Here is a 13,459-nt window from a genome sequence, read left to right as displayed (position 1 = left end):
CCCCCTGTAGAGACCCCAACACTGCCGCGCGACGCGTCGGATTACCGCCATTCGCAAAGTGATAAGACAGCCCAAAACCGCCGCCGGGCGTTCCAATCTGCCCAAGCATCGCCGCCAGCGTCACCAGCATCCAGTGTTTTTGCTCACCGTACTGCTGGCGCTGCATTCCCCAGCCCGACATTAGCATGGTGCGTTTTTCACTAAATAAACGCGCCAGATCTTCGATGGTTTGCGCCGGTACGCCGCAAATCTCTGCCGCCCAATGCGCCGTTTTTGGCTGGCCGTCAGATTCGCCAAACAGATAAGCCGCAAATTTGTCGTAACCGTGAGTGCAGCGTGCCAGGAATGGCAGATCGTGCCAGCCATTTTTTGCCAGCATGTGGGCAATGCCCAGCATCAACGCCACATCGGTTCCCATATTCGGCGCAATCCACTGCACTTTTTCACCGAGGAAATCCACCGTCTCCGATCGCATCGGATCAATGGCGATTACAGTTTTACCGCTAGCCTTCAGCTGTTCGAAATACTTCACCCCCTGCTCATCGCTGGCGTTCCAGGCGATCTTCAGCGTATTTAGTGGGTTAGCACTCCACAACACCACCACTTCGCTATGCTCAAGCACCAGCGGCCAGCTGGTTTGCTGTTGATAAACTTCATTGGAGCCAACCACATACGGCATGATGACCTGTGCCGCACCGGTCGAATAATCACCCAGATGCCCGGTATATCCGCCCGCCAGGCTCATATAGCGTTGCAGTAACGTCGCCGCTTTATGCAGCACACCATTGGAGCGCCAGCCGTAGGAACCGGCAAAAATAGCGGCTGCACCATAAGTCTGGCGAATGCGTTGATGCTGCTGGTGAATGAGTTGCAGCGCTTCATCCCAGCTAATCCGCACATATTCATCCTCACCACGCACACCCTGTGGCGCATCGGGTGATGCCAGGAAACCTTTTCGGGCCATCGGAAATTGCACACGAGCCTTACTGTGAACCTGGTCCGGAACCGCACTTTGCAATGAATTCTCATGCCCGGTTTCCAGTGCGCCAGTGGAACTGAGGACACGCTCGCCGTCCGTTTCAACCAGCATCGGGCCCCAGTGTGCGGCCGTGAGAATTTTCTTGTTTGGTGAGAATGCGCTAGCCAATTTGGGCTCCCGTGTTTGCAGGTAATGGGCATGTGGCGATCTAATGACCACTCGATATTTTGTTTACAAATTCAGACGACTCTATAGAAACATCGACATATTCACACGGCATAATCAACCGCCGCTTAGCATGCGGTTGCTTTATTTAATTCACCAAGGAAATAAGATGAAAAAACGCGTCATGATGATTGCCGCCATAGTTTGCGGCACGTTAGCAGTTTCTGGCTGTACTACCAACCCTTACACCGGCGAGCGTGAAGCTGGAAAAGCGGGTGTCGGAGCAGGTCTTGGCTCACTGGTAGGTGCTGGCATCGGCGCTCTTTCCTCATCGAAAAAAGATCGCGGCAAAGGCGCACTGATTGGTGCCGCAGCGGGTGCTGCATTAGGTGGTGGCGTTGGTTATTACATGGATGTGCAAGAAGCTAAACTGCGTGAAAAAATGCAGGGAACTGGCGTAAGCGTGACGCGTAATGGCGACAACATCGTACTTAATATGCCAAACAACGTCACTTTTGACAGCAGCAGCGCAACGCTTAAACCTGCTGGGGCGAACACCCTGACCGGCGTGGCGATGGTACTGAAAGAATATCCGAAAACTGCGGTTAACGTCGTGGGTTACACCGACAGCACTGGCAGCAACGAGCTGAATATGAAGCTCTCCCAGCAACGTGCCGACGGTGTAGGTAGCGCACTTATCACCCAGGGCGTGGCAGCTAACCGTGTACGCACCACCGGTGCAGGCCCGGCGAACCCAATTGCCAGCAACAGCACTGCTGAAGGCAAAGCGCAGAATCGCCGCGTAGAAATTACATTGAGCCCATTAGCTTAATCTTTGGCTTTCTCGCCCCGGCCATATGTCGGGGCGATGATTTTCCATCCTGGTATAAACCCAAAAATTCACATCGGTGGCGTAAGCCCGTTTTTGCCAGCAGAAATACCACGCGCCACCAACTGGCCTTTATCGTCTTTCGCAGCATGTACCATCACTTTGGTACCGGGTTGCAGCAAGTTTCGTGAGCCTGGGGTAATCAAGACGACGGGTACATCGTCCGGCACAATCACCGTTTTCTCCATGTCTTTAACCTTCACTGTCATGGTGCGGCCCTGGCTATTCACCAGTTTACCCACCGTCCCGTTCGTCATGGTATTCACGTTACCATCTGCAGATTCAAAGGGATTAAAGCCTTCGCCTGAGCCACGCAAGCTTGGGGCAAACACATGGACTTCCAGCGCCTTCAGCGTACCATCAGCCTGCTGGACAGCAGCCGTGCCAATAAAACTATCAGGCTTGATATCACTGATTTTGGCCTCGCTGATGCTGTTCACTTTGGTTTTGTCTGTCAAAACCACATCGAGCTTTTCCCCCTGTCGGGTGGTGATGATGACTGAATGGTCATTCACCGAATCAATTGTTCCGCGAATTGGCCTAATGACATTATCAACTTGAGCCGCCACAACTCCCGTACTCAGCATCAGAACACTGAGCAATAAAGCGGACAAACGATGCTTTAGCATGTCTCTCTCCTGTTTTCAGCGAATGAATAATTAGCAAGCTCATTAAGGGTAATTCGTGAATGAAAATCGGGGAGGAAAGTGGCGTGAAAGAGTGTGTTTAAAGATTTCTTCGAATCGTGTTACGGCTGGCAGTCGCGACTAAACTATCGTGATACGCTGCGTGAATTCGATAACCACCGTGCTGGTTCAGGAAACGATATGGCTTATAAATACGCTTTGATATTGCTTATCCCGCTCGCCATTATTGGCTGCTCATCGACTGATACTTCAGGCTATGACGGGCATAAAACTATTAGTCCGGCAGAGACTAACGAGGCATTAATGATGCGCTCGCAATATCCGGATCAGTATTATGGCCGTGAAAATTTAACCACTGAGCAGCGCAGAGAAATAAGTGAGAAAATGCGTGCAGACAGGCTGGAAGCACGAGGACGGCAGGATAACAGCACCGACAGCGGCGATGGTTTCGGGCAATCCGTTCCCCAGGGGTTTTACAACTAAGTCAATTTCAGAACCTACAAAAACAAAAAACCCCGCTGGTGAGGCGAGGTTTTTTGTTTTTGCTGCTAGTGCTTTTACTGCTTCGCACACCAGATCACATCAACCTCCAAAATATACGACGAAACCCACCCAGGTGCAAATACTTGCTGCTAATGTGAACAACGCATAAATCTGTGGCTTGCGAAGCTGTTCGCATTTTCATCTTTTACCTGTTTATTTATACAGTATAATGGATATACTGAGTGTGTTGAATGTGATGTGCTCTGAGGCCGCAAACCGCCGCGCAATTTAAGTCCTGGCTGAAACGGGTGGTGCCGTCAGTGCCTTAACCTCAGAGGAGCACATCGGATCACCTCAACAAATTCAGCAGGCAACAGGCAGCGGAAAGGCTCGTCGGCTGAAAGTGCTCCTGGCCACAGGAGAAAGCGTATGGGCTTGATGGAACTGGCAATTGCGTTTCTGAAACTCATGGTTGCCTTGCTGCAACTGCTTGAACTTGCCATGAAATACTTCAAGTAATTCATGGCCTTCAAGTCGCACCAAAAGGAGGCGGGAAACCGCCTCCTTTTAATAAAAAAGCTATACATCTTCCCAGGCGGGTAATCTGTAATACCACCGACTTAAGGCGTAATACATGGTCATTATTAAACCGAACGTCACTCCCGCTGACAGTATTTTCAACAATATACCTTCAGCACTATCTCCATCATGACGCCATTGCAGAAACCACATAATTCCCCCCCACAGCACGCCAAAGTAGAGGCTGAAGTTCAGGAAAGTCATGTAAAAAGGAACAAAATGAGGAGGCCGGCACCTGAAATTAAAACGCCAGAGCAAATTGACATAGAGTGGAGCATAAGTGCTTTTCCACATCCCTGTTTTGGCAAGTAAATTGAGCGCACGTTGTTTCTTCGCTTCGAAATCCATCCCTGCGTATCTCCTGATAATCATTTTTAACTTCAAAGATATATCTCGTCTTTAGATCGCACTGCGGCACATCACTCATTTCTGGCAACAAAAATTGCCGTTCAGGCTTTAAAAGCTGCCATTAAATCCCCTATCAAAAAGCATGACACCATAGGGCTTCATTATCTTTGTGTGGTAGATTCCTCTCGATTTTTTGACGCAGTCAGTTTTATAAACTGGCTTTTGGCATTTAAATCCCTACAACACACTTGAGAAAATGAAAAAGCTAGCCAACATTCACCTACTGATGATGTTAATTCTTTTGGTTGCCGTCGGGCAGATGACGCAAACCATTTATATCCCGTCGATTCCCGATATGGCTCACGACTTCGGTGTGCGCAACGGTGCAATCCAGCAAGTGATGGCGGCATATTTGCTGACCTATGGCGTTTCACAACTGGTTTACGGGCCAATTTCCGACCGCATTGGTCGCCGCCCGGTCATTCTGGCGGGCATGAGTATTTTCATCCTCGCAACAGTGTGGGCGCTGTTTACCACCAATTTAACCGCCCTGGTGATTGCCAGTGCATTGCAAGGGATGGGAACCGGTGTCGCTGGCGTCATGGCGCGCACCATGCCGCGAGATCTCTACGAAGGTGCCTCGCTTCGTTCAGCCAATAGCTTGCTGAACATGGGGATCCTGGTCAGCCCGCTGATCGCACCGATCATTGGCAGCTTGCTTGATTCCGTTTGGGGCTGGCGTGCTTGTTACGGCTTCCTGCTGGTGCTGTGCATCATTGTCGGTTTCTGCATGCTGCGCTGGCTGCCAGAAACACGCCCTGTCCAGGCAACTCCTCAACGCCTGATGGCGAGTTACAAAACGCTGCTGGGTAGCGGCTCGTTCAATTGCTACTTGCTGATGCTGGTAGGTGGTCTTGCGGGTGTAGCGGTCTTTGAAGCCTGTTCCGGCGTATTGATGGGCGGTGTGCTGGGGCTTAACGGCGTGGTGGTGAGTATTCTGTTTATCCTGCCGATTCCGGCGGCATTTTTTGGTTCGTGGTACGCGGGCCGTCAAAATGCACGTTTTTCATCGTTGATGTGGCAAGCGGTTTTGAGCTGCCTGGTTGCGGGTATTTTAATGTGGATCCCAGGCTGGCTCGGTTTCATGAATATCTGGACTCTACTGGTACCTGCTGCGCTGTTCTTCTTCGGCGCCGGAATGCTATTCCCGCTGGCTACCAGTGGTGCAATGGAGCCATTCCCATTCCTCGCTGGGACTGCTGGCGCATTGGTTGGTGGGCTGCAAAATATGGGTTCTGGGGCAATGGCGTGGTTTTCCGCCTTGCTGCCACAGACCGGGCAGTTTAGCCTCGGAATGTTAATGACCGCGATGGGCGTGATGATTTTGTTCTGCTGGCTGCCGCTGGCGCATAAATTCCAGCAGCATGAGGAAACGGCGTAAGGATTTTCACCCTCACCCTGGCCCTCTCCCTGAGGGAGAGGGGACAAATCGGTTTTCTCCCTCGCCCTAACTCTGTCCCAAGGGTGAGAGGGAACAGACCGGTTTTCTCCCTCGCCCCTACGGGGAGAGGGTCGGGGTGAGGGGAAAAACTTAAAGCACCTTACTCAAAAACTCTTTCGTCCGTGGGTTTTGCGGTGCAGTAAACAGCTGCGACGGCGGCCCCTGTTCCTGAATCACACCCTGATCGATAAACACCACGCGGTCGGCCACTTCACGGGCAAAGCCCATTTCGTGTGTGACAATCACCATCGTCATGCCTTCCAGCGCCAACTGTTTCATTACCGCCAGCACTTCACCGACTAACTCCGGGTCGAGTGCGGAAGTCGGCTCATCAAACAGAATGATCGACGGTTCCATTGCCAGCGCACGGGCAATCGCCACACGCTGCTGTTGCCCACCGGAAAGGCTCGATGGCCAGGCGTCTATTTTGTCGATCAGGCCAACCTTTTGCAGTAGTTTTTCCGCACGCGACACGGCTTCGGCTTTCGACAAACCTTTAAGCGACATCGGTGCCATCGTCAGGTTTTCCAGCACTGTCATATGCGGGAACAGGTTAAAACGCTGGAACACCATGCCCACGCCTGCACGCAGGGTGTTGAGATTAGTTTTCGGATCGTGAACCGCTAAACCATTGACCACCACCTCGCCACCATCTGGCTTTTCCAGCGCATTCAGGCAGCGTAAGAAGGTACTTTTACCGGAACCGGACGGGCCAATCACGCACACCACTTCCTGCGGAGCAATGTCACACGAGATGCCGCGCAGCACATGAGTTTTGCCAAACTGTTTCTGTAAATCCTTAACGTGAATCACTTTTGCCAAACCTCTTTTCCATGTGTTGCACCATCAGCGAGAGCATGAACGTCAGCACCCAATACACCAGAGAGATCGTCAGGTACGGCTCCCAATAAGTCGCATAAGCGCCAGAAACGGTACGTGCGGCGTAAGCCAAATCAGCCAGGCCAATCGCCGAAGCCAACGAAGAATCTTTCACAATCGCGATGGCATTATTACCCAGCGGAGGCAGAATACGGCGGAACGCCTGCGGCAAAATCACTTTGCGCATCGTTTTGCCCCAGCCCATCCCCAAGGCACGCGATGCTTCCATCTGGCCTTTGTCGATTGACTGAATACCCGCACGGAAAATTTCAGAGACATAAGCCCCGGCGTTTAGCGTAATCGCCACCACACACGACAGAAACGCGCCGTATTCAGAACGCAGTTCGCGGGCAAAATCTACCGACATCAGCCCGCTGGTGACCAGCATCCCGTCACGTGGGTTGATAAACAGCGGCACCAGCGCGAAGTGAACCACCATGATTTGCACGAACAGTGGCGTGCCACGAAACGCACTAACATAAACGCGCACTGGCCACTGCACTGCATAGCGCAGCACATGTTTCCATGGGCCGTCTTCGGCATGCGCCATACGGCCCAGTCCGAGCAGCAAGCCCCAGGTGGTGCCTAAAATCACGCAAATGATGGTGCACTTGATGGTCATTATCGCGCCTTGCATAAAAAGGGGCGCGTATTCTGAGATTATCTCCCAGCGAAATCCGGTCATACCTGTCCTTGTTGGGGCCGAAACGGCCCCGAGTCATGCGAAATTATTCAGCGGGGAGAGTCGGAACGTTGCTATCAAACCACGTGGTGTAAATCTTGGCGTAAGTCCCATCAGCAACGATTTTCTTCAGGCCTGAGTTGATTTTGCCCAGCAGTTCCTGATTGTCTTTCGCTACCGCGATGCCGAAATACTGGCGTTCAAATTTGTTGTCTTTAACCGCTTTCAGCGCTTTATCCGGATGGGATTTGATGTAGTACTTCACCACGCCGACATCGCCAACAGCGGCGTCGATACCGTTTTCAGCCAGTTCTTGCAGCAACAGTGGCGTGTTATCAAAACGTTTGATGTCAGTGCTGTTTTTGCCCAGGGTGTCAGAAACCACGGTGTCGCCTGCGCTGGAGTTCACCACGCCCACTTTCAAACCTTTCAGTGCGTTAACGGAATCCACTTTGGAATCACCCGGAACCACAATGGACTGCTCTGCCGGGAAATAAGGTGCTGAGAAACTCACCATCGCTTTGCGCTTATCGGTAATGGTGATACCGGAAATGATGATGTCGCGGTCGCCAGAATTCAGGGTGGCGAAGATGCCTTCCCACGGCGTGTTAACCAGTTTGATATCAAAACCTTCGGCTTTAGCGATGGCTTTAATGATGTCGATGTCGAAGCCTTCCAGTTGCTTCTGGCTATTCTCAAATTCAAACGGACGGTAAGTACCACCAGAACCGACGACATAAGTCTGCTGTGCGGCATAAGCAGAAGAAAGTACGGTAGAAACCATGCACCCGGCGAAAAGAACTGACTTTGCGAACTTCCTTAACATATGACGCTCCCGATAAGTTATTTATGCATTTAATTTGCATAAAAATACATAATTTGACGGAGGGCGGCAACTACAAAATTACACCTGTGATTGAAGCCATTGAATAAACGCTTCAATTTTCGGCCATTGTCGCCCAGGCAGAGTGGTGGCGTAGTAATGCTGATGGCACTTCAACGTCATATCGCCAAATGGCGCAACGAGCTCGCCGCGATCGAGGCGTTTTTGCACCAGTCTTTTGCGCCCCATCGCAACTCCCACCTGGTTTACGGCGGCAATTACCGCTAAATCTGAGCGATCAAAACCGATGCCGGAAGAAGAAGGTAACGTGACCGAAAAATGCTGTGCCCAACTGTGCCATTCGTCGGTACCCGAATCGTTGCTCCATGCTTGCCGGTCATGCAGCAAGGTGCAATTGCGCAGGTGAGCCGGTTTATTTTTTAATTCAAAACGTTGCGCGTACTCCGGGCTACACACCGGCACGATAGCTTCATCCATCAGAAAATGATGGGTCAACTGCGAGGAAGGCGTGTCGTCAAAATAGAGTGCCAAATCAATTCCTGCGCGTTGCAGATTCACGTTGTCGTTGCCGGTGAGAATGGTCAGGGAAATAGACGGATAACGGCGGGTAAAATCCCCGAGCCGCGGAACCAGCCAGCACTGGGCAACGGAAGGGCGCGAATAAATCGTCAGCAGGCCAGAAAGCTCCTGGTTTTTGATATCAAGGATCTCCTGGTTGAGCGTATCCAGCGAAGATTTCAGCGCCCAGAAAACTCTTTTTCCTTCATGTGTTAACTCTACTTTACGGTGTGAGCGCACAAACAGCTGAATCCCCAACTCCTGCTCAAGCTGATTAATGCGGTGACTGACGGCGCTCGAGCTTAGCGAAAGCTCTTCTGCCGCCAACGCGAAGGATTGATGCCTGGCGGCAACTTCAAAAGTGTAGAGTTTTGATAGCTGCCAGCCATTCAGTAAGCGGTTTCTGACTTCGCGAATCGGGTCCATGGTGCTCTCCAGAGAGAAAAGATCATGGCGGCATTGTAAAATATGCCCCCGAAAACGTCGTCCTAAGATGCAAAAAACCGAACCAAAATCAAATTTACCCGTCACTTTTCAACCTGAATCACTCTGTTGCATCAATCTGGCTCATGTGAAGTGCCATTAATATCGTTTGTCAGCAAGGAGCATTTTTTATCCAATAGCCGCAGATAAATCGCAGAGTGAGGTAGGTATGGAATCTCAGATTTGGGTTGTGGGTACGCTGCTTAGCAGCATAATTTTAATCGTCTTTACCATCGTAAAACTGAAGTTTCACCCTTTCCTTGCTTTGCTGTTGGCTAGTTTTTTTGTCGGCACCATGATGGGCATGAGCCCACTGGACATGGTGAATGCCATTGAAAATGGTATCGGCAGCACCCTGGGCTTCCTTGCCGCCGTCATCGGCCTTGGCACGATTCTGGGCAAAATGATGGAAGTGTCCGGCGGGGCTGAACGAATTGGCCTGGCTTTGCAGCGTTGTCGCTGGTTGTCTGCTGATGTGATCATGGTTTTGGTTGGGTTGATCTGTGGCATCACGCTGTTCGTAGAAGTCGGTGTGGTACTGCTGATCCCACTGGCGTTTTCTATCGCCAAAAAAACCAACACCTCGCTGTTGAAACTCGCCATCCCATTATGTACTGCGTTAATGGCGGTGCATTGCGTGGTTCCGCCACATCCGGCAGCCATGTTTGTCACCAACAAATTAGGCGCTGATGTCGGTACGGTGATTGTGTATGGTTTGCTGGTGGGGTTAACCGCATCGTTAGTCGGTGGGCCGCTGTTCCTGAAAATAGTGGGAAATCGCCTGCCGTTTAAAACCGTGCCAGCCGAATTTTCCGACCTGAAAGTCCGTAAAGAAGAAACGTTACCTTCGTTAGGCGCGACACTGTTTACAATTTTACTGCCGATTGGCCTGATGTTGGTGAAAACGCTCGCCGAGCTGAACATGGCGAAAGGCGGGACGCTGTATACCGTGCTGGAGTTTATCGGCAACCCAATCACAGCCATGTTTATTGCGGTGTTTGTGGCCTATTACGTTCTCGGATTACGCCAGCATATCGGCATGAGCCAGTTGTTAACTCATACAGAAAATGGCTTTGGTTCTATCGCCAACATTTTGCTGATTATCGGTGCAGGCGGTGCGTTTAACGCCATCCTGAAAACCAGTGGTCTGGCGGATTCGCTGGCGGTGTTGCTCTCCAACCTGCATATGCACCCGATTCTGCTGGCATGGCTGGTCGCCCTGATTCTGCATGCCGCGGTTGGCTCTGCAACAGTGGCGATGATGGGAGCTACTGCGATTGTGGCACCGATGCTACCGCTCTATCCCAACGTCAGCCCGGAAATTATTACCATTGCTATTGGTTCCGGCGCAATTGGCTGCACCATCGTCACCGACTCATTATTCTGGCTGGTGAAGCAATATTGCGGCGCAACGCTTAACGAAACATTTAAATACTATACAACGGCGACATTTATCGCCTCCCTGCTGGCACTGGGCGCGACGTTCCTGCTTTCCTTTATCATCTAAGCGCAAAGAGATTGTCTTATGAAAAACGCTGAAATAAACACATTGATTCAAGATTTTCCGCTGGTTCGCGATCTGATTGATTTGCAAGAAACCTGTTGGTTTAACCCGGAAACCACAACGCTCGCTGAGGGCTTACCTTACGTAGGTTTGACCAGCGAAGATGTGCAAGATGCTCATGCTCGCCTGACACGTTTCGCACCTTATCTGGCACAGGCGTTTCCTGAAACAGCCGCCACTAACGGTATTATCGAGTCAGAGCTGGTGGCCATTCCGGCAATGCAAAAGCGTCTGGAAAAAGAGTTTAAGCAAGAAATCTGCGGCCAATTGCTGCTGAAGAAAGACAGCCACTTACCGATTTCTGGCTCAATTAAAGCGCGTGGCGGGATTTATGAAGTACTGACCCATGCCGAAAAGCTGGCGATCGAAGCCGGTTTACTGACCACTGAAGATGACTATCGCAAGCTGCTGACACCTGAATTTAAAGACTTCTTTAGCCAGTACAGCATTGCTGTAGGTTCCACCGGCAACCTGGGTTTATCCATCGGCATCATGAGCGCACGCATTGGTTTTAATGTCACGGTGCATATGTCTGCCGATGCCCGCGCCTGGAAAAAAGCCAAACTGCGCAGCCATGGCGTTACAGTCGTTGAGTATGAGCAAGATTACGGTGTCGCCGTTGAACAGGGCCGTAAAGCCGCCGAATCCGACCCGAATTGTTTCTTTATCGACGACGAAAACTCCCGCACCTTGTTCCTTGGCTATTCGGTTGCAGGCCAGCGTCTGAAAGACCAGTTTGCCCAGCAGGGGCGTGTTGTTGATGAACAACATCCGTTGTTTGTATACCTACCGTGTGGCGTCGGTGGTGGTCCTGGTGGAGTGGCATTTGGCCTGAAAATGGCGTTTGGCGACAACGTTCACTGCCTGTTTGCTGAGCCAACTCATTCACCTTGCATGCTGCTGGGTGTTTACACCGGGCTGCATGATGAGATTTCAGTGCAAGATTTGGGCATTGATAATGTTACCGCAGCCGACGGCCTGGCGGTTGGACGGGCATCCGGGTTTGTTGGGCGCGCGATGCAAAGGCTGCTCGATGGTTTCTATACTCTTGAAGACCAGACCATGTATACGCTGCTCGGCTGGCTGGCAGAGGAAGAGAGCATTCGCCTCGAGCCTTCCGCGCTGGCAGGTATGCCAGGCCCACTGCACGTGAGCGCCAATGCGGCTTACCATAAAATGCATGGCTTCAGCGCTGAACAACTGCAAAACGCCACGCATATCGTTTGGGCGACTGGCGGCGGTATGGTGCCAGAAGCTGAGATGGCGCAGTATTTGGCGAAAGCGAAGTAATAAGCCCGCCCTCACCCTAACCCTCTCCCTGAGGGTTAGGGGACTACACGGTTTTCTCCCTCTCCCTTAGGGAGAGGGCCGGGGTGAGGGTGATCCATACTCAACAAAACTTATTCCCCGCCCCTCAAATTCAGAATAAAACCTCAACAACATCGGAATATAAAAGAGTAAGATCTGGCAGCGTAAACAACTTTAATATTCATAACGTGAATATTAAAAGGAGCACCAATGCAAATTAAAGGGAATTTGTTCAGTTTTATCGGTTTGCTATTTGGAGCCCTGGCTTTGCTACTGGCGCTGTTCCATTTTTGGGCTGGCCCATTCACGCCCCATGCCACACTTGAAACCCTGGTCGCCGGAAAGATTACCTCGGTGAGAGAAGCTGCTATATCAGCACTGATGGGCAACCCCGTGCAGGAAGTCAAAGCGGCAAAAACATGGAACATTGATACCATTTTGACAGTATCCACCTCAATGTTGGCCGTTGTCGCAATAGTGCTGGGTGTTATCGCAGGGTTCTATAAAGAAAACCGTTGGGGAGTGCGGGCTGCACTGTTTTTCGGATTGGGCGTCCTGACATTTCAAATCGCCATGTTTTGGCTTTCTGTATTGCTGGTAGTGCTCTTGATTGTGATGCTAGCTTCCGCCCTCACAGGGAATTTGTCATTTTAGGCCATCTAATAATATGAATATATTGACTCTCCCCGGCCCCGATTTTTTAAAATTCTATTTGTGCTTTATTATTTTTATTTGTCTTGCAACCACCTGGTTGTTTAAGAAAATAGATGAGGAAAAAAGAATACCCATATCTCTTGATGGCGATCTTGATCCCTATTTCGCCGCATGGCTCAAAAAAAGAGAGGAAGGGATTCTTCAGGTTGCCATTGGCCCTCTTATAGATAACGAATACTTAATCAAAGAAAAAGAAGGGCTTTGGGTGCATAACCCTGAACACAGCAAAGAAAAATTGCCAAAAAAAAGTCTCGAAGCAAGAATCCTCAACCATTTCTCTACTGCCAGGTCATTCTCGTCTGCTCTTCATTTGGTTAAAAATTTTAATCGTGAATATCATAAAGAGGCGCAAAAGAAACGTCTGGTTCTGACACACTCACAAATATTACACCGCCGCAGAATGCCGGATAAAACGGTTTATCCCTGTAGACAGCTGCCAATTGAGGTCGGGAATTTAGCCTCAACTTCTCTGATGAAGATTTATCAGCATTCCCCTCTTTTGCGTAAACTTCGTGCTTTTGAAGGGCCAGAAGCGTGCCAGCAATGCCTGTTTAAGTCACCGTGCCGTGGAGGATTACGTTGCCTGTCTTTCGCAACAACGGGCGACCCTTTCACCGCCGATCCAGGGTGCCCAATTCCCCAGATGTTCCAGGGTGGATAAGCGATTGCGCCATCCACCGTTTACACCAGTTTTGTCGGATGGCGCTATCGCTTATCCGACCTTGTATCTTGAACCGGTAGCTGGTTAGCTACCGGTTACATGAAACGGAGGAAGCTTGTATCCGACCTGAAGACCTCGATCTTCCGACGTAGCTTAAGCCCTCCGTTTCACCTTT

At 50.7% G+C, this 13,459-nt stretch carries 14 protein-coding genes; 7 read left to right on the top strand and 7 right to left on the bottom strand.

The features are described from left to right. The coding region (locus MES37_RS20595; RefSeq protein ID WP_443107718.1) for a molybdopterin-dependent oxidoreductase at positions 1-1,090 on the bottom strand (1,090 nt) is incomplete at its 3' end. 223 nt (positions 1,091-1,313) lie between these two features. Between MES37_RS20595 and MES37_RS20590 the strand changes: the two genes are divergently transcribed. After that, positions 1,314-1,976: an OmpA family lipoprotein gene (locus MES37_RS20590; RefSeq protein WP_064542132.1), complete on the top strand. Its 663-nt coding sequence runs from the start codon at positions 1,314-1,316 to the stop codon at positions 1,974-1,976. Between the two features lie 68 nt (positions 1,977-2,044). On the opposite strand, the gene MES37_RS20585 is transcribed toward MES37_RS20590, so the two are convergent. After that, positions 2,045-2,662: a DUF5666 domain-containing protein gene (locus tag MES37_RS20585; RefSeq protein ID WP_064542129.1), complete on the bottom strand. Its 618-nt coding sequence runs from the start codon at positions 2,660-2,662 to the stop codon at positions 2,045-2,047. A 93-nt stretch (positions 2,663-2,755) separates the two neighbouring features. Between MES37_RS20585 and MES37_RS20580 the strand changes: the two genes are divergently transcribed. Continuing rightward, positions 2,756-3,163, top strand: a complete 408-nt coding sequence (locus MES37_RS20580; protein ID WP_237932555.1) for a hypothetical protein — start codon at positions 2,756-2,758, stop codon at positions 3,161-3,163. 579 nt (positions 3,164-3,742) lie between these two features. On the opposite strand, the gene MES37_RS20570 is transcribed toward MES37_RS20580, so the two are convergent. Next, positions 3,743-4,090 carry a DUF6404 family protein gene (locus MES37_RS20570; protein ID WP_064542125.1) on the bottom strand — a complete coding sequence of 116 codons (348 nt, stop codon included), beginning with the start codon at positions 4,088-4,090 and terminating at the stop codon, positions 3,743-3,745. A gap of 256 nt (positions 4,091-4,346) precedes the next feature. On the opposite strand from MES37_RS20570, the gene emrD reads away from it, so the two are divergent. After that, positions 4,347-5,531: a multidrug efflux MFS transporter EmrD gene (gene emrD, locus MES37_RS20565; protein WP_133523008.1), complete on the top strand. Its 1,185-nt coding sequence runs from the start codon at positions 4,347-4,349 to the stop codon at positions 5,529-5,531. A gap of 150 nt (positions 5,532-5,681) precedes the next feature. Here emrD and MES37_RS20560 read toward each other — a convergent pair whose 3' ends face one another. From MES37_RS20560 to dsdC, 4 genes are all read right to left on the bottom strand, one after another. Continuing rightward, on the bottom strand, positions 5,682-6,404 hold the full coding sequence (locus MES37_RS20560) for an amino acid ABC transporter ATP-binding protein (RefSeq protein WP_064542120.1): 723 nt from the start codon (positions 6,402-6,404) through the stop codon (positions 5,682-5,684). Continuing rightward, positions 6,391-7,155 (bottom strand): amino acid ABC transporter permease, encoded by a 765-nt coding sequence (locus MES37_RS20555; protein WP_064542117.1) that lies wholly within the window; start codon positions 7,153-7,155, stop codon positions 6,391-6,393. Before MES37_RS20555 ends, MES37_RS20560 begins: the two co-directional genes overlap by 14 nt. A gap of 43 nt (positions 7,156-7,198) precedes the next feature. Then, positions 7,199-7,936 carry a basic amino acid ABC transporter substrate-binding protein gene (locus MES37_RS20550; protein WP_370918126.1) on the bottom strand — a complete coding sequence of 246 codons (738 nt, stop codon included), beginning with the start codon at positions 7,934-7,936 and terminating at the stop codon, positions 7,199-7,201. 120 nt (positions 7,937-8,056) lie between these two features. Continuing rightward, complete coding sequence (gene dsdC, locus MES37_RS20545; RefSeq protein WP_133523009.1) at positions 8,057-8,980, bottom strand: DNA-binding transcriptional regulator DsdC; 924 nt, start codon at positions 8,978-8,980, stop codon at positions 8,057-8,059. 226 nt (positions 8,981-9,206) lie between these two features. Here dsdC and dsdX point away from each other — a divergent pair, with 226 nt between their 5' ends. From dsdX to MES37_RS20525, 4 genes are all read left to right on the top strand, one after another. Beyond that, positions 9,207-10,544, top strand: a complete 1,338-nt coding sequence (gene dsdX / locus MES37_RS20540; RefSeq protein WP_064542110.1) for a D-serine transporter DsdX — start codon at positions 9,207-9,209, stop codon at positions 10,542-10,544. Between the two features lie 18 nt (positions 10,545-10,562). Further along, entirely contained in the window at positions 10,563-11,891 is a 1,329-nt protein-coding gene (dsdA, locus tag MES37_RS20535) for a D-serine ammonia-lyase (protein WP_237932554.1), read from the top strand. Between the two features lie 228 nt (positions 11,892-12,119). Beyond that, positions 12,120-12,563, top strand: a complete 444-nt coding sequence (locus MES37_RS20530; protein WP_064542104.1) for a preprotein translocase subunit SecG — start codon at positions 12,120-12,122, stop codon at positions 12,561-12,563. A gap of 13 nt (positions 12,564-12,576) precedes the next feature. Further along, positions 12,577-13,284 (top strand): SPASM domain-containing protein, encoded by a 708-nt coding sequence (locus MES37_RS20525; RefSeq protein ID WP_237932553.1) that lies wholly within the window; start codon positions 12,577-12,579, stop codon positions 13,282-13,284. The last annotated feature ends 175 nt before the right edge of the window (positions 13,285-13,459 follow it).

This window comes from Buttiauxella sp. S19-1 (genome assembly GCF_022134725.1).
Lineage (GTDB): Bacteria > Pseudomonadota > Gammaproteobacteria > Enterobacterales > Enterobacteriaceae > Buttiauxella > Buttiauxella ferragutiae.
Note: the sequence above shows the minus strand (reverse complement) of the source record. Positions and strands in the feature narration are given on the sequence as shown.

Coding starts and splice junctions, on each gene's coding strand:
- MES37_RS20590 (WP_064542132.1), top strand. CDS start 1,314: ATGAAAAAACGCGTCATGATGATTGCCGCCATAGTTTGCGGCACGTTA.
- MES37_RS20585 (WP_064542129.1), bottom strand. CDS start 2,662: ATGCTAAAGCATCGTTTGTCCGCTTTATTGCTCAGTGTTCTGATGCTG.
- MES37_RS20570 (WP_064542125.1), bottom strand. CDS start 4,090: ATGGATTTCGAAGCGAAGAAACAACGTGCGCTCAATTTACTTGCCAAA.
- emrD (WP_133523008.1), top strand. CDS start 4,347: ATGAAAAAGCTAGCCAACATTCACCTACTGATGATGTTAATTCTTTTG.
- MES37_RS20555 (WP_064542117.1), bottom strand. CDS start 7,155: ATGACCGGATTTCGCTGGGAGATAATCTCAGAATACGCGCCCCTTTTT.
- MES37_RS20550 (WP_370918126.1), bottom strand. CDS start 7,936: ATGGTTTCTACCGTACTTTCTTCTGCTTATGCCGCACAGCAGACTTAT.
- dsdC (WP_133523009.1), bottom strand. CDS start 8,980: ATGGACCCGATTCGCGAAGTCAGAAACCGCTTACTGAATGGCTGGCAG.
- dsdX (WP_064542110.1), top strand. CDS start 9,207: ATGGAATCTCAGATTTGGGTTGTGGGTACGCTGCTTAGCAGCATAATT.
- dsdA (WP_237932554.1), top strand. CDS start 10,563: ATGAAAAACGCTGAAATAAACACATTGATTCAAGATTTTCCGCTGGTT.
- MES37_RS20530 (WP_064542104.1), top strand. CDS start 12,120: ATGCAAATTAAAGGGAATTTGTTCAGTTTTATCGGTTTGCTATTTGGA.
- MES37_RS20525 (WP_237932553.1), top strand. CDS start 12,577: ATGAATATATTGACTCTCCCCGGCCCCGATTTTTTAAAATTCTATTTG.